Origin of the sequence: Mucilaginibacter sp. OK098 (assembly GCF_900142915.1) — a bacterium.
Lineage (GTDB): Bacteria > Bacteroidota > Bacteroidia > Sphingobacteriales > Sphingobacteriaceae > Mucilaginibacter.
In genome coordinates this window covers 98009-114362 of record NZ_FRCM01000008.1, presented here as the reverse complement: position 1 = coordinate 114362, position 16354 = coordinate 98009, and the positions used below count along the sequence as shown (strand labels likewise).

Genomic DNA, 16354 nt, shown 5'->3' with positions numbered 1-16354 from the left:
TTTTAAAATTTACCCATGCTGATGTTATGCAGCCAGGTAATAAATCGTTCAGGGAAATAGCTAACCGTATAGATCAGGTAATTGTCCAAACGCAGCGGGTGCAGGCTAATGGCTCTTATCATGTTTAGCCGGGCCTTTTCGGGCTGGTAATTATTGAGCAGGAACTTTTTACCGCACAGCGCATAATAAGCGCCTTGTTTTATTTTGGGCGAATATTGTTTACCACCTATCTGGGATAGCTCGTTCCCTTCGGCTTCAGTAATGTTTTTATTTTTTAATGTGGAGTATTTTATGGAACGGAATTTACGTGTGCGCCACTTCTCATCTATCGTTATCGATTCCGGGTTTAGCCTTACTTTTATAAGTGCCTGTGAAAGATTGCAGGCCTTTTCATTTTTTAAAATATTCACCCATAAAAAATGATCCTCATAGGTATAGGCATGCTCATTATATCCTCCGTTATTTACAACCGCATCTTTTTTATAAAACACGCTGGAATGAATAAACGGGCAGACAGAATATTTAAGCTGCTGGATCTCTTCATTAAGATGCCCTTCGGGATGATGGGTAAAAATATAATGACCGTCGGCATCCACATACTCAACGGCCGAGCCTATTATGGTATATTCAGGATAAGCTGTAATAAAATCATATTGAATCTTTAACCGGTTTGGCAGGCAAATATCATCAGCATCAAACCTGGCTATATAGTTGGCCCGTGCATGTGATAATCCCAAATTTAGCGCGGCAGAAACTCCCTTATTGTCCTGGCTTATCAAAACAATCCTTGGATCTTTGAACGACCGGATAATTTTTTCGGTATCGTCTGTAGACCCATCATTGATTATCAAAAGCTCAAAATCAGTAAATGACTGATCCAGTACAGATGTTATTGCCTCACCTATATATTTACCGGCATTATAAGCCGGCATTAAAACAGTAACCTTTGGATTATTCAGATCCATAATTCAATTGTGCTTTATTAGTAGTTTCTTTAATGTTGAGCAGTAAAAGCAATTCAAAAAATACAATCACCGATAGTTGCTCAAACCAGTAATCTGTAAAAAATATCATCATTAATAACAGCAGCAGGGGTAAACCGTATGTAAGTGTTTTATGATGTTTGGCAAAAAATCCCAGGTAGTATATAGCGAAGACCAGTAAGCCAAGCAAACCATATTCAGCCATAAGCTGGTCATAAACAGAATAGGGGCTGTTGGTTAATGAATGCAACCCGGAACGCCGGCTGAAAAAATTCAGGTAAACATCCAGGTGATTGGTTAAAAAATCGCTGTTAATGTAATTGTGCTTTGCAGAATATCCACCGGCAAAGCCAAAACTGGTAGCCCTGAAAGCCAGCTTTGACGAAAACTTACCAATACCCGCGCCTGCAATTATTTTTGACGGATGTTCTTTAAAAAACAATACGGTTTGGAGAAACCCGATTATTTTACCCGGTAAACCTGGCTTAAATGTTTTTTGTGCCGATAGCGGAAGGCTGTTTTTATGAGCATCAATAAAGTTTAATAATATATGCTGTTGAGCAGTGGTGTCAATTATTGACTGGTATGCAAGCGAATTAATGTCGGCTGTATCAACAAAGATCCTTCCCTGGCCGGTTTTGGGCAATACAGCTAAATAGGGTAGTAGCTTTTTAGGCTTCTTACCCGGTAATTTTTTAATGCTATCCAGGTAATGTATGGCAATTCTCCGCCTTGTTTCCTCAAGTGTGGGGATATTGGTGCACTTGTTAGCTATTGCCGTTTTACTTAGCTGAGGATTTGGCGGATGGATAACATCGCTAAAGGTTTTAACAGCATAGCGGTCATTTTGCGGCGAAATTTTTACCATAAAAACAACCAGCATCATCAGGCAAACAACAATAAGGCTTTTTTGATCTTTAGTGCTCCTGAAAATAAATAACAGGGCAAGTATGAAAATCAATGCTATGTTTAGGAAGTTGCTGCCCGTAAATAATAGCACTGCCATACATAAAAGCACCATTAGGTTATTTTTTCTTACTAAAAAATAAATAACCCCAATGGCATTTAAAGCGGCGTTAGTTGTTGATGTATCAAAGGTTAGGCCTTTTATATAATCGCCAGTGCCTATAAAATATTTTTGATACTGCCCCTGGTACCGGTAGGGATTAATGGCTCCGGTTTCCCATACAATACCGGCAAAATTATAGAAGGAAATAAAGGCGTTAATTACAAAAAATACCAGGATGGTTCTGTGGATGATCTCGGCCTCTGTATTTTCAACAGACAGCTTAACCTGGTGAATGGCTAAAATACATAACAGCCAGAATCCCATCCCCATAAAAAATACACCAAGATAATTAGGGTTGGTATAACCTTTATTAACTATAAGATCAATAAAAGGAATAAGCATTATTAATAAGTAGAAAAGTGGCAGCCTTGAGTTTTTAAAACTGAACTTAAACCTGAAATTGAACCTCAGGAGGTAAATAATAATAATGGCGGGGATTTTTATGGCCAGCTTTACATTTAAAAAGAGCATAAGAAACAACAGCAGCTTCCAGTCTATCTTGCTTATGACCTTTCTAAAATTAAAATCAACAATACCGTTCAACATTCGCAATCAATTAATCAAGCTTCAAAACCATATAATGGCTATTATAGACTACGGCTTTAAAACTGAAAGGGTTGCCTGTAACAATGCGCGGAGAACGCTATTTTATCAATTAATTTTGGTAGAAAACTATTTTAAGTTCAAGGCAGCCAAATGAAGATATTTCACGTAATGGACTAAAGCGCTGCAATTGAAAGATAATCCTAATTTTGATGAACTCAGAAATAAAACAGCATTGGTTAAAAATAAGCTATTAGTAAAGATCTTCTCTTCAGGCTTGCAGGCAATTTCTGTACAGATCCTGGGTGGGGTATTCTTTTATTTTATTTCGATCTATATTTCCAAAGATGAATTTGGCATAATAAGCTGGACAAACGCCGTATCTGTATTTTTAACTACTATACTTGGTTTTGGCCTGGAGCAGGTTGTAGTACGCCGGATAGCAGCATCAAAAAGATCTGACTGGGCGGCGACTGCCTTTTTTATACATTCAATTGCAGGGTTTTTAATAACCTTTTTGCTGCTTTTGTTACTTAATGGGGTGATAAAAAGCCCGGCCGGCATTTATAAACACCTCCCATGGTTCTTTTTAGCACAGGGAGTAATTTTTATAGGAGTGCCATTGAAGCAATTTTTAAATGCAAAAGAGCAGTTTACTCCGTATGGCATTATTGCGGTTATAAGCAATGTATGCAAAATAGCCGCCGCCTGGTTTTTAATGACTCAAGGGAAGCTTTATATAAATACAGTTTTAATTATACTGATCTGCACCGCTGTATTTGAGCTTTCCGGATTAATGATATACCTGGTTGCCAAAACAAACTTTAGTTTTAAATTCCATTTTAAAGCCTACAAAAAACTGCTTAAAGAATCATCTGCACAATATATTTCGGTTATTTTTGATATAAGCCTGTCGCGGATGGATTGGATCCTGCTGGGGATTATGACAACCAGCAGTGTTTTAGCTGATTATAGTTTTGCTTACCGGGCCTATGAGCTGGCCAGGTTGCCTATGCTAATTATAGCGCCGATAATTTTGCCACGTTTCGCAAGGCTTTTATCTGGAAATAACATTGTTGATATAGAGTATCAAAAGTATATCAAATCATTTAACATCGTCGAAATATTTTTTGCCGCATCCATACCATTATTGCTCAATATTTTATGGGCGCCATTGCTTACTTTAATTACCAACGGCAAATACGGGGCATCAAATTCATTAGAGTTTTTGATATTATCGCTATGTATTCCATTGCAGTTTTTTATAAACCTGCTGTGGTCATTAAGCTTTGGGGCTAAAAAATATAAGTCGGTATCGTTTATAACAGTGGTGTGCGCTATAACCAATATCGCCCTGAATTTAATTTTAATTACAAGGTTTGGCGGGTTGGGCGCATCCATCGCATTCTTAACTACAACTATATTACAGGCTTGTTTGTATTACAGGCTGGTACGTAAAGAAATTATGAAGATCTCTTTGCGCCCCATTATTGTTTTTACCACCGAAGCAATTATTATTTATTTTGTTACTACGCGCCTTAATGTTCATTTCCTTATTCAGTTGGTAATTGCCATTGTTTTATACCTGTTAATTACCGTATTATCAAAACAGATAAATAAGCAGCATATTTATAATTTTAAGCATTTACTTACAAAATGAATATCCTATATCTATGCGATGAATACCCTCCCGGCAAGCATGGCGGTATAGGTACCTACGTAAGGCTGATAGCCCGGCAAATGGTAAAGCTTGGACATAAGGTAATAGTAGCCGGTTTGTATGGCCCGGGTTATGGCGGAGCGAATGAATTTAACGACGAAGGCGTTACGGTCTATCGTTTCAGAAGAGGTTTTAACTTTAGATTTTTGAGCAATGAAACTTCTTTAAGATCCCGCATTGGTACCCGCTTGCTAAAGGATTCGGGGTTGATGGAGCGGGACATCAAAAAAAGCCTGGCTATCTATAAAGACAAACTTGAGCAGCTAATTGTTGAGAATAAGATTGACATTATTGAAATGCCTGATTATAACGACTACATAAGGTTTTGCAGCACTTATGTTCCTTTCCCTGCTTTATCTGTACCTGTAGTTGTTAAAATGAATGGCTCGATGACCTATTTTGCGAGGGAAGCAAACCTGCAAGCGCCGGCCCATGTTGTTAAAATGGAACAAACTATTTTAAACAAGGCAGCAGCAATATCAAGTGCAAGCAGCTATACTGCTGATAAAAGTGCTGTATATCTTTCATACAATAAGGCAATTGAGGTTTTATATAACGGTATTCAAACAGATCTGCCTGCCAGGAATGTTCCCAAAAATCCGAAACAGGTTATTTTTACAGGTACGCTGGTAGCCAAAAAGGGAATTTACCAGTTAGCCAAAGCCTGGAATATTGTGTATAAAAGCATGCCAGATGCAAGGCTGCTGATTTTAGGAAAAGGCTCACAACAAAAAGTTATCGCTCAATTAACGGATGATGCAAAAGCATCGGTAAGCTTTATGGGGCATGTAATAACAGGTGAATTATATGATCATTTAGCAGCCTCGGCAATAAGTATTTTTCCTTCATATGCAGAAGCGTTTGCTTTAGCGCCCCTGGAAGCAATGGCTTGTGGAACCGCAGTTATTAATTCAAATCGTACATCGGGCCCTGAACTAATTGATGATAGGGTAAATGGTTTGTTAATTGATCCCGATGATGTTGGTCAAATTGCATCAGCTATTTTGTACCTGCTGAATAACCCGGTTGATCGTGCAAGATTGGCAAAAGCCGGTAATGAAAAAGTTAGGGAGCTGTTTGAGATAAGTAAAATTGCAGCTAAAACTATTCAGTTTTATAAAAAGGTTTTGAAATATTGAATACACCAAAGGGTGTCATGCTGAGGGCACTCGAAGCATGAGCGCAGTGGCCTGTCCGCCTGCTCAGCATGGTGAAGAGGCCTTTACCCGCATGGTTCGAGTGCCTCACCATGACATCCGGCGCTTGTCAGTACTCAACCACCAGGTTATCCTTAGCCGATTGCTTATTTTCCCCATGGGTTTCCATTTGGCTTAAAAAATGATATTTACGGCTTGTGTTTTTAGCTATTGTCCGAGCTATTTTCCAACCTTCGCGCCCATCCAAAAAACCTAAATAAGCGATATAATTTTTAATAAAACTAAACACAGGGGATATATACAGCCTGGTAAAAGTTGCTTTCTTTCCGGCGCGGAAATATTTTTTAGCACTTAACTTTGCATAGTAGCTGCATTTGCTTTCAAATTCATAAGCATCATTTACCGAATAGTGGTGCATATACCCATCTATTTTTTTCTTTTCTATGTAAGCCGGCAGTACTAATTTTTCATGGATCAATGTTTCAGACCATTTAACAAACCCGCGATTAAACAACCGGATATGATGATCTCTTCCCCAGCTGCCATGCCTGATGGCCTTTTTTCCAAAGTACGATCTGAACTTAATATCATACACAACTTTAACATCGCTAAAATTCAAATTATGAATAGCGCTTATCAGTTCATCATCGGGTATTTCGTCAGAATCGATACTTAATATCCAGTTATACTTTGCCGCTTCAACACCTTTATTTTTATTGGCGCCATAGCCGTCCCATGTTTTTTTATAAACCCTGCAATCATTTGGATCTGCCACACCTGGCGCCTCTTCCTCGCTTCCATTATATATAATTATAATATCGTCGGTTAGCTCCCTGGCTTTTTCTATACAACCTTTAATTATATCGGCGGCATTTTTAGTGATTATAATAACAGAAACCGGAACCATTTAATTAAATTTATGTGCCTTTGCTGGCGTGTGTTTGTTAATTATATCGTGTATTTAATTAAAAGGGTTGCCTTGGCTAACTAATTTTGAGTAAATTACTTTTAATAATTACAGGCTTGCGGAATTACAATTAAAATCGGTTAACAAAATTGAAAATTATAGTTTATTTTAACTTATTGATAATCAGGAAATTAATTTAAGGTATAATTTTTTTGAAGCTGTCAGGCAACCTTTTTTGACTAATTAACGTGATAGCGTTTAAGTAATGGGAATTAATATGGATAACAGGATATAACCCATATGGGAGAAGAAGACTTACATCATCTGATCAGGGGCTGTATAAAACAGGATAGAAAATGCCAGAAAATGCTTTACAAAGCTTTCTATGGTTTTTCTATGGGGATCTGTTTGCGTTATGCAGGGAACCGCGATGAGGCAGCTGAGGTAATGAACCAGGGCTTTTTTAAAGTATTTACCCATATAGAAAGTTTTGACACAAGCAGGCCGTTTAAAGCCTGGCTTGGAAAGATCATGATGAACGTTTCGATTGATTTTTACCGGGCTAATCTTAAAATGGCTTATACTGAAGACCTTGACCAGGCTGAACACATTAGCGATGGAGATATTGCTGATAAAAACCTGAACTATAATGATCTTTTGGCCATGGTTCAAAAACTTCCCCAGGCCTACAGAACCGTGTTTAACCTTTTTGCTATTGAGGGTTATTCGCACGAAGAAATTGCAACAATGCTTAATATTAACGCCGGTACATCAAAGTCAAATTTGCATAAGGCAAGGCAAAAACTAAAGCAAATGATATTTAAAGCAGACTCGTCTGCCAATAATGCTAATTATAACACTGGCATGGATTCCACCTCGATTGTTGCTATAAAAGCAATAAACATGAATGGGGTGTATTTAAACAAAGGTATTTGAGAATGAACACAGAGAACGAAAAAAGATTAGACGATCTTTTTAAAAAGAAGCTGGATGACCCGGTCGATGAGATCCGGTACGAGGAGGGGGATTGGGATGCGCTTGAAGAAATGCTTGGTAAACCCAAACGTAAGGGTATTAGCTATTTATGGCCAATTTTAAGCGGTATAGCTGCAATGTTGTTGTTGTTGTTAGGATGGTGGGCTTTCAGGCCAAAAAACGGTGATAAATCAACCAAAGACCAGGTACAGATGGCTGTTCAGCGCAAAACAGCTGATACTACTGTAAACGGGCAGGCAACTGCTCAGCCAAAAGCCACAGATACTGCAATGAACAAGGAGGCGGCAGCAGGATCAAAGGCACAGGATCAAACTAAGGAGCAAAAAGCTGTACAGCAGCCTTTGGCCCCGGTACAAAAAACGCCTTATAATGTAAATTATGCGCTAAAAAATAAGAATCAGAAACCTGTATTGGGTTTATCTCCGGGTAGATCTCAAAAAGATACGATTGTTGAAAAGAGGATTGGAATTGACATGTCAAATAATCGGGTAGATGCGGAATTAATGGCAATAAATGCGGCTCCGGTTTTTAATCCGGGATCAATGGCTGATCAGCAGGTTAAACAGATTGATCTTCACAAACCGGCTTATAGTCCAACAACAGGCCCGGCTACAGCTAAAAATAGTAATAAAGTTAAGCCGAAGGCTGGATTTCGCCCTCAGTATGCATTAAGCGTGGTTGCAGCGCCTGATTTAAATGGGGTTGGCTCTTTTCAGCAAAGCAAGGTTGGAACAAATATAGGTATGACATTCGCTGTGGGGGTATCGCGTAAGTTAACAATAAGCACTGGTGCCTTATATTCGGTTAAGCCGTATATAACCAACTTTAACAACTATAATACTGGTGCCGGTTATAAATGGGCCGTTGAGCCATTGAATGTTACTGCTGATTGCCGTATGCTTGACATCCCGCTTAATGTTGGTTACCAGGTTTATCATAAGCGCCAGGATAAAATATCAATTGGCACCGGGTTATCATCATATTTAATGCTTCATGAAAGCTATAAGTTTACTTATCAATATGGGGGCTCTACCGGTCCTTTAAATTATACGGTACCTAACCCGGGGAAATACTTTTTTGGCATAGTGAATTTAAATGCCACTTACGAAAGACAAATAAACTCAAAAGTGGGGATCAGTGTGCAACCATACATGAAACTCCCGCTTTCAAACGTTGGCTACAGCCAGGTTAAATTACAAACAACAGGTGTGGCCGTTGGGCTTAGCTGGAACTTAAACTCGTTAACAAAACCCTAGAAAAATGAAACATATCAGTATTATTTTACTTGCCTGGATGACAACCTTCCAGACAGGACAGGACCTCTATGTCTGTAAAAATGCCAGTGTCACATTGTTTTCAACTGCGCCAATCGAGGATATTAAAGCAGCAACATCTACAGGTGTATCAGTTTTAAACGTGGCTACTGGCGAAGTAAATTTTAGCGTAGCAATTACCTCGTTCAAGTTTGAAAAATCATTAATGCAGGAACACTTTAATTCCGATTATATGGAAAGCGATAAGTACCCGCGGGCAACCTTTAAGGGTAAAATTGCCGAGAAGGTAGATGTCAGCAAAGATGGAAGCTACCCGGTAAATGTAACCGGAGATTTTACTGCGCACAATGTAACCGCTAAAAGAACAATACCCGGCACTATAACGGTTAAAGGCGGTGTGGTAAGCCTGAAATCGGAATTTATGGTTAAATGTGCCGATCATCATATTGAGATCCCACGGCTTGTGTTTCACAACATTGCCGAAAGCATTAAGATAAATGTTGCAGCAACTTACGCTCCTAATAAATAAAAAAATCACACTAAATAATTCTGACATGAAAAGATGTATAACCCTGTTAAGCTTCCTGGTAATAAGCGTTAGCGCAATGGCTCAAAAAGCCGATTCTGATAAAAAAGCAACCGCAGCCGATTCGCTGTTAAATTCAATGAGTAAAGATGATGCAAAAGGGCCAATTGCCATTTATAAATCATCCAGGCTTGTTTTATCGCAAAGCACCGAAACAATAAAGAAGAATAACCTTAACTTTTTGGTCATCCATCGTTTTGGAGATTTTGCCGGTAAGGTAGGCGGTGGCCAAACCTATTTTGGGTTAGATGCCGTTGCCGATGTATATATAGGATTTGAATACGGTTTGAGTGATAATTTTAACATTGACATGGGCCGGAGCACAATTGGCGGCCTGGCTGACCTGGAGCTAAAATATGCTGTATTGCACCAGGCTAACGATGGTTCGCCATTTGCCATTACCTTAATTGGCGAAACGGGTTTCAGGCCTTATGGCGTGAACTTTATCAAAACATCAGACAGGTTTTCCTATTTCGGACAAGCCATTATAGCGCATAGCTTTTCACCGGGCAATGTTTTGCAAATAGCCCCATCGTTTGTACGCAACAATACGCCAATACCATTTGTGCCCAATAATGACCTTGATTTTTTTGCGCTTTCAGGAACCCTGCGTTTAAAGATTTCAAACCATAGCGGCTTTATTGTTGATTATGCGCATTCATTCTCATCTTATCAGCATACTAAAGGCAACGGCTTTTCCGACCCGCTTGGTTTTGGCTATGAAGTTGAAACAGGGGGCCACGTGTTTACCCTTAACGTTACTAATGCCCGGGCTGTTAACGAAATCAATTACCTAAGCAGCACACAATCCACCTATGGCAGGGGGCAATATCGTTTAGGGTTCACTATCTCGCGGATGTTTGACTTTAACGGGCATAAAAAAGACAAAAAAGAAGAAGTTAAAGGCAATAATTGATTAGTAAAAGGTAAAAAACAACCATAACAAAGGCTGGTATTTTTATAGCTTTATTAGCTGTAAACATATACCGGTCTTTTTATGAAACTGAAATCTCTTATTTCGATAGTTACATGTTTTATATTATCTACTTGTATTTATAACAGTGCTTTGGCACAAACTGATGCTATTGGGATCTTTGATTATCATGGTGACATAGGCCATCCAAAAAATGCGGGCTCGGCGCAGTATGATAAGGTAACGCATACCTACTTTATAAAGGGATCAGGCTACAACATCTGGTTTAACCGGGATGAATTTCAATACGTTTACAAAAAAATAAAGGGCGATTTTATTGCTACGGCCAATTTTGAATTTTTAGGTGCAAAAGGTAATGATCACCGTAAAATTGGCTGGATGATCCGAGAATCAGCTGATGAGAAATCAATTGAGTTGAATACGGTTGAACATGGCGATGGATTAACCGTAATGCAATGGCGATCTCTCAATGGCGAAAACATGAAAGACCCGGAAGGCGAGATTTTTTATCCCGAAAAGAAATTTGAAGTGATCCAGTTGCAACGGATAGGCAAACGTTTAATAATGAGGATTGGCCACGTTGGAGAGCCGCTTAAAACTGTTGGTGCACATATAATGAAAAACATGTCGGACGAAGCCTTGTTAGGTTTATTTATCTGCTCGCACGATCCGGAGGTTATTGAAGAGGCCCGGGTTTGGGACGTTCATATAGAAACGCCTGATGCAAAGTAGATGGTTTTAAAAATTGTCGTTATGAGAACCTGAGCCCGGCGTTGATAGTTTTACGTTTTTAATTTCGGCGCTCCCTTCAAATTCCAATCTTATGCCTACAATTTCGCCAAGGCTGTGTTTTTGTATAGTGCTAAATATCAGCTCGTTGTTCAGGTAAATTTTAAAAGAGTTTTTTTCGACACGGCATTTAAGGTTTTGTAGTTTAGTGAAATCGCAGCCGAAGGCGCTCATGTCATGGTCTTTGCCGCCAATCCATTGATCTCCCGTCCACAGGTCCAGCGTCGAAATGCAACCTTTATCGCCCAGCGGAATAATAATGGCGGTGCTGCTGCCTAAAATTATGGCCCTTACCTTACGGCAAACAGATGCTTCTACTGCAGATGCATTTCTCAGGGTGGTTTCAAAAGTAAAGTTACCGGCGTCAATATCTTTAAACTCATGCACGTTTAAAAAATATGTCCATGTATCATTAAAAACGGGCAGACCTGTTTTTTTATGAAGCGTTTCATCAGATACCCCCATAAAACCATTGCCTTTTATTTCTTTTGCCGAGAGATAGGTGGGAACCGGGCGTTTGTTAATAATAGCTTTCCAGCCTTTGGTTTTTATATAAAGCACACATTTCTTTTTTACTTTATTATTGATCACAAGCTTTGCAATAAAAATGCCCGGCTCGTAATAAATGGAAGTATGCTGCTTGCTGCCTATAGGGATCTTCTCTATCCGGCTTGGATCCCATGATTGCTGGATAAATGCGCTATCAGCTTTAAATGGGGCGATATCATAATTAAATACAACAGAATTAGGCAGCGAGTCAGAAACCTTTATAGCTTCAAATTTTATTTTATTGAGATCAACAGGTTTAGTTTTTTTTTGAGATATCACAAAAATAATTGCTCCAATAGCCAAAACAGATATGATTAGGATTGCAGCCCATTTGATTTTGCTGACAGCGGCCGCTGGTGCTTCATCATTTTGAATAGGGGCGAGCTCATCTGTTATTTGTATTTCATCTTCAACAAGGTTGTTCTGTTTGAAATCGCGCCAACTCTCGTATCCTACAAAACCGGCTAAGGCATTTAGTGTGGCCGTAGTGGGGAAGTTTTCATAGCGTACCTTCCCCCAAATTCTTTTTAGGGTTGATACGCTGAGCTTAACCTTTGTTTTATCAAAGATCTTTTCGCCTAGCTGCTCAAAATCATCATTGCTCCATATACTACCATCACCCCAATTAAGAGATTGCTCAATCAGTTTACGGCATAATAACAACAGTTGTTTTTCTTTTTCCATCCGGGTTAAAAATAGCCACCTCGTTTTATTTTTTTCATCCCTAAAATCAGTTTATAAAAATTGAACAAAATTGAAATGGCTTTGAACTCAGCGTTTATTAATGTTTTGTGAGTTTTGATTTAAAAATAAGCATCTAAATACATAAAAAATGAAAATAATATTTACATCGCTAATGCTCGTAATGTTTACGTGGGTATTTGCTCAGAAAAAACCGGTAGTTCATAATTATTCAGCTATTAAGGTAGCAGATTGGATAATTCCCCGTACCGATACTTTGGATTATGCTTTTGATAATGCGCTCTTGCTGAAAAGAAAAATAGGCAATTATAAGTCTGCAAGCGTAGCATATCCTAAAAAATTAAACTTTAAAAATGGCATTATCGAGGCTTACCTTTCCTGGCCCGGTAAGCAAGGTGGTTTTGTTGGCCTGGCATTCCGCATCAGCGATGCACATCATTACGAAACCCTTTATTTCAGGCCCGAAAGCTCAGGTACTATCAACGCAGTACAATACATGCCCGAAAAGAAACCTGAATTTAACTGGTGGGATTATGAGGCCGATAAATACCAGGCCAAAGCTACACTACCACTGCATGGTTGGTTCCATGTAAAGCTAATTGTTAAAGGCAGTACGCTAACTGTATTTGTTGATAAACAGCCAAAGCCTGTAATGGTCTATACTAACCTTGATGCCAGCCTTAAAACCGGATCAGTTGGCTTTTGGTTAGGGAACTGCAGTATTGGGGCCTATAAAAACTTAGTAGTAACAAACCTTTAACAATCATTTATCATGCGTACAATATTTGTTTTTCTTATTATAATAATTGCCTCACACGTTGCAAATGCACAAATAAGCAACGGTATTCAATATGGTAATAATCCGGCTAACGGGCATTATTTAAAAGTTGGGGATAGCACAAAGATCTATTATGAGGTGTACGGTAAAGGGCGCCCAGTTGTATTGTTGCACGGCGGTTTGTTTGGCGATATCTCAGAATATGAAAAACTGATCCCAAAACTGAGCGAGCATTTCCAGGTGATAGCAATTGAAACACGCGGACATGCGAAATCAGAGATTGGCCACCAGTTATTTACTTATAAACTAATGGCGCAGGATGCTTATACCGTTATTAAACACCTTACAAGCGATAGTACCATAGTTATTGGTTTTAGCGATGGCGCTGTAATTGCTATGAATTTAACCATAGAACACCCTGAAATAGTAAGGAAACTGGTTTTTGCGGGCGGAAATATTTCGAAGGAAGATTACAGACCGGGTGTAACAGCAGATCTTGAAAAAACAACCGGCAAAACAATGGAAATGGATTACCCAGATTTTGTTAAGGACCGCAAAAAATTAATGCCTGAACCGGAAAGATGGGATGAGTTTGTTGATAAATTAAAACATGCATGGTTAACGCAGGTTAAAGTTGAGCCATCGGAATTAAAAAATGTTAAATGCCCGGTACTGGTGGTTGGCGGCGACAGGGATCAGTATAACACAATAGATAATTTTTATAAGGTTTATAAACAGCTCCCAAATGCAAGCCTGGCCATTATTCCTCAGTCTGATCATATTGTTTTTTACCGCAGGCCTGAGGTGATGGAAGCTATTGTGATGCCTTTTGTTAATTAAACCAGGCAAAAAGGAAATTGCTTTTAGAATTTCTAACGCCATTTATTTCGCAGGTCGAAGGCCTGCGGGAGAGGCCCATACGAAACATGTTAATAAAACCTAACGCTCAAGTATTGCATACGCTATTTTGTTTTTAACATAATGTGATTAGCTTTAGTTGCTCCAATTAAAAGCTAAACTCGTTTATGAAAATTCTTCCCTTATTTTGTTTGCTACTTGCAATAAGCGCCATAACTTCATGTAAAAAGCATTCATCAGCTTCGGATAATAGTGAATGGCGTACCTATGCCGGCTCAAAAGAAGGAAACAGGTATTCATCAAATGAGCAGATAACATTAGCAAATGTTAGCCAGCTTAAAGTTGCATGGACTTATAGCTCAAACGATAAGGATAGCGCCAACCACAGCCAAAATCAGTGTAACCCGGTAATGGTTGACGGCATACTTTACGCAACCAGCCCCAAACTAAAATTGTTTGCACTAAATGCTGCAACCGGCGTGCAAAAATGGCTGTTTGACCCTGCAACGCAGGACACTTCAAAAAAAGATTATTACAAGGTGTGCAGAGGGGTAGTTTACTGGGAAGATGAAAACGGCGAAAACAAACGCATTTTTTATAGCGTCGGCTCAAAAACCTATGCCATTGATGCAGATAATGGCCAGCCTATTAAAAGCTTTGGCAGGGGCGGGTATTTAGACCTGACAAAGGATTTGGGCAGGGAAACAAAATCATATGTATCAGGCACTACGCCGGGTGTAATTTATAAAGATGTTTTGATAATAGGCGCCCGTGTTGACGAATCGGAAGATGCTGCACCGGGCCATGTCCGTGCCTATGATGTACGTACTGGCAAGCTCAGGTGGATCTTTCATACCATCCCGCATCCAGGAGAGAAAGGATACGAAACATGGCCTGATAAAAATGCCTGGACAAGATTGGGTGGTGCAAATAACTGGTCGGGCATGTCGCTTGATGAAAAACGGGGTATTGTGTATATCCCGCTAGGTTCAATAGGCGGCGATTTTTATGGCGCCAACCGTAAAGGAGCAAATCTTTATGCTAACTCACTTGTTGCTTTGGATGCGGCAACAGGTAAATACATCTGGCATTACCAGGTGGTCCATCATGATCTGTGGGATCGTGACCTGCCGGCTAACCCAAACCTTGTAACCATAAAGCATAACGGCAAAACAATTGACGCTGTGGCGCAAATAACCAAGTATGGCTATATTTTTATGTTCGATAGAACTAACGGTCAACCTATATTCCCGATTGAAGAAAAACCTGTGCCGCAAAATGCGCTACCGGGCGAGCAGCCATGGCCTACACAACCGATTCCCACATTGCCTCAATCTTTTGCCCGTCAGCATTTCGGGCCCGAGGATGTAACTGATCTCAGCCCTGAAACGCACAAGGATATGCTTGATAAATACAAACAGGTAAAGTATAATACCATGTTCACCCCGCCAAGTAAAGATGGCGACTGGATCTTCCCCGGTTTTGACGGTGGCGGTGAATGGGGCGGTGCGGCTGTTGACCCTGTATCTAAAATTATGTACATCAGCAACAGCGAAATGCCATGGGCACAGGTAATGATTGATGTGCCAAAAAATACGGATGATCACACCATGCAGGGGATGGGGCATGCTATTTATAACAAATATTGCATTGCTTGTCATGGAGCGGAATTAAAGGGTAATGGCACATCGTACCCATCATTAGTCAACATCGACAAAAAATATAATGAAGACCAGGTAAGCCAGATTTTGGCAAACGGGCGTAATATGATGCCTTCATTTAAACAGATCCCTGCCGATGAGAAAAAAGCTTTGCTTGCGTTTGTATTGAAATTGCCTGAAAAGGAACCGGTAACCCGGCTGATGGCTAAGGAGCCTGTATCTGCCAACCCTGTAAATACAATCCCTTATGTAATGAATGGCTATAACCGGTTTTTAGATAAAGACGGCTATCCCGGCATTAAACCACCGTGGGGCTCGCTAAACGCGGTCGACCTGACCTCGGGGAAGATTTTATGGAAAGTGCCATTAGGTGAATACCCTGAGCTTACAAAAAAAGGAATCCCAATTACCGGAACGGAGTTATATGGCGGTCCGCTGGTAACAAAGGGCGGCCTGGTATTTATTGCAGCAACAAAAGACGAACAGATAAGGGCTTTTGACAAAAATACTGGCAAGCAGGTTTGGGAAGCAAAATTACCTGCCGCCGGTTATGCTACACCTGCAACTTATGCTGTAGATGGCAAACAATATGTGGTTATAGCCTGCGGAGGCGGCAAAATAGGAAGCAAGTCAGGCGATAGTTATGTTTGTTTCGCATTACCGGATTAAAACACTCAGGTCGAAGGCCTGCGCTGGGGGATTTAGCCCTTTCCTTTGGGATTTTCATTTTTCTGGCCCTGTAAGGGCCTAATATGCCAGCGCAGGTCGAAGGCCTGCGTTAAATTGGAGTGAATCAATGAAATAATTGACCATTAGAATTTATACCTTTCGCCTTTTACTTTCTCCTT

At 39.8% G+C, this 16354-nt stretch carries 14 protein-coding genes; 10 read left to right on the top strand and 4 right to left on the bottom strand.

Annotated elements, in window-relative coordinates; all coding sequences use genetic code 11:
* Positions 1-2: 2 nt before the first annotated feature.
* Positions 3-965, bottom strand: a complete 963-nt coding sequence (locus tag BUE31_RS24900; RefSeq protein ID WP_073406580.1) for a glycosyltransferase — start codon at positions 963-965, stop codon at positions 3-5.
* Entirely contained in the window at positions 952-2598 is a 1647-nt protein-coding gene (locus BUE31_RS24895) for a hypothetical protein (RefSeq protein ID WP_073406579.1), read from the bottom strand. The genes BUE31_RS24900 and BUE31_RS24895 overlap by 14 nt, the downstream gene beginning before the upstream one ends.
* 187 nt (positions 2599-2785) lie before the next feature.
* Here BUE31_RS24895 and BUE31_RS24890 point away from each other — a divergent pair, with 187 nt between their 5' ends.
* Positions 2786-4255, top strand: coding sequence for an oligosaccharide flippase family protein (locus BUE31_RS24890; protein WP_073406578.1), 1470 nt, complete (start codon positions 2786-2788; stop codon positions 4253-4255).
* A complete protein-coding gene (locus BUE31_RS24885) occupies positions 4252-5454 on the top strand; it encodes a glycosyltransferase family 4 protein (RefSeq protein ID WP_073406577.1) in 1203 nt (400 codons plus the stop codon). Before BUE31_RS24890 ends, BUE31_RS24885 begins: the two co-directional genes overlap by 4 nt.
* A 127-nt stretch (positions 5455-5581) precedes the next feature.
* On the opposite strand, the gene BUE31_RS24880 is transcribed toward BUE31_RS24885, so the two are convergent.
* Positions 5582-6379, bottom strand: a complete 798-nt coding sequence (locus BUE31_RS24880) for a glycosyltransferase family 2 protein (protein WP_073406576.1) — start codon at positions 6377-6379, stop codon at positions 5582-5584.
* Positions 6380-6679: 300 nt separating this feature from the next.
* On the opposite strand from BUE31_RS24880, the gene BUE31_RS24875 reads away from it, so the two are divergent.
* The 5 genes from BUE31_RS24875 (at position 6680) to BUE31_RS24855 (ending at position 10901) form a co-directional block, all read left to right on the top strand.
* Complete coding sequence (locus BUE31_RS24875) at positions 6680-7315, top strand: RNA polymerase sigma factor (RefSeq protein WP_073406575.1); 636 nt, start codon at positions 6680-6682, stop codon at positions 7313-7315.
* Between the two features lie 2 nt (positions 7316-7317).
* The gene (locus BUE31_RS24870; protein WP_073406574.1) at positions 7318-8631 is read left to right on the top strand and encodes a hypothetical protein; all 1314 of its coding nucleotides are present in this window, start codon (positions 7318-7320) and stop codon (positions 8629-8631) included.
* Positions 8632-8635: 4 nt separating this feature from the next.
* Positions 8636-9178 (top strand): YceI family protein, encoded by a 543-nt coding sequence (locus BUE31_RS24865; protein ID WP_073406573.1) that lies wholly within the window; start codon positions 8636-8638, stop codon positions 9176-9178.
* Between the two features lie 25 nt (positions 9179-9203).
* A complete protein-coding gene (locus BUE31_RS24860; RefSeq protein ID WP_143167253.1) occupies positions 9204-10151 on the top strand; it encodes a DUF5777 family beta-barrel protein in 948 nt (315 codons plus the stop codon).
* Between the two features lie 81 nt (positions 10152-10232).
* Positions 10233-10901 (top strand): hypothetical protein, encoded by a 669-nt coding sequence (locus BUE31_RS24855; protein ID WP_073406571.1) that lies wholly within the window; start codon positions 10233-10235, stop codon positions 10899-10901.
* A gap of 6 nt (positions 10902-10907) precedes the next feature.
* Here the strand turns inward: BUE31_RS24855 and BUE31_RS24850 are convergent, their stop codons facing one another.
* Positions 10908-12191, bottom strand: coding sequence for a hypothetical protein (locus tag BUE31_RS24850; protein ID WP_073406570.1), 1284 nt, complete (start codon positions 12189-12191; stop codon positions 10908-10910).
* Positions 12192-12339: 148 nt separating this feature from the next.
* Between BUE31_RS24850 and BUE31_RS24845 the strand changes: the two genes are divergently transcribed.
* From BUE31_RS24845 to BUE31_RS24835, 3 genes are all read left to right on the top strand, one after another.
* Positions 12340-12969 (top strand): LamG domain-containing protein, encoded by a 630-nt coding sequence (locus BUE31_RS24845; protein WP_143167252.1) that lies wholly within the window; start codon positions 12340-12342, stop codon positions 12967-12969.
* 12 nt (positions 12970-12981) lie between these two features.
* Complete coding sequence (locus tag BUE31_RS24840) at positions 12982-13827, top strand: alpha/beta fold hydrolase (RefSeq protein WP_073406568.1); 846 nt, start codon at positions 12982-12984, stop codon at positions 13825-13827.
* Positions 13828-14012: 185 nt separating this feature from the next.
* A complete protein-coding gene (locus BUE31_RS24835) occupies positions 14013-16175 on the top strand; it encodes an outer membrane protein assembly factor BamB family protein (protein ID WP_073406567.1) in 2163 nt (720 codons plus the stop codon).
* Positions 16176-16354 lie beyond the last annotated feature (179 nt).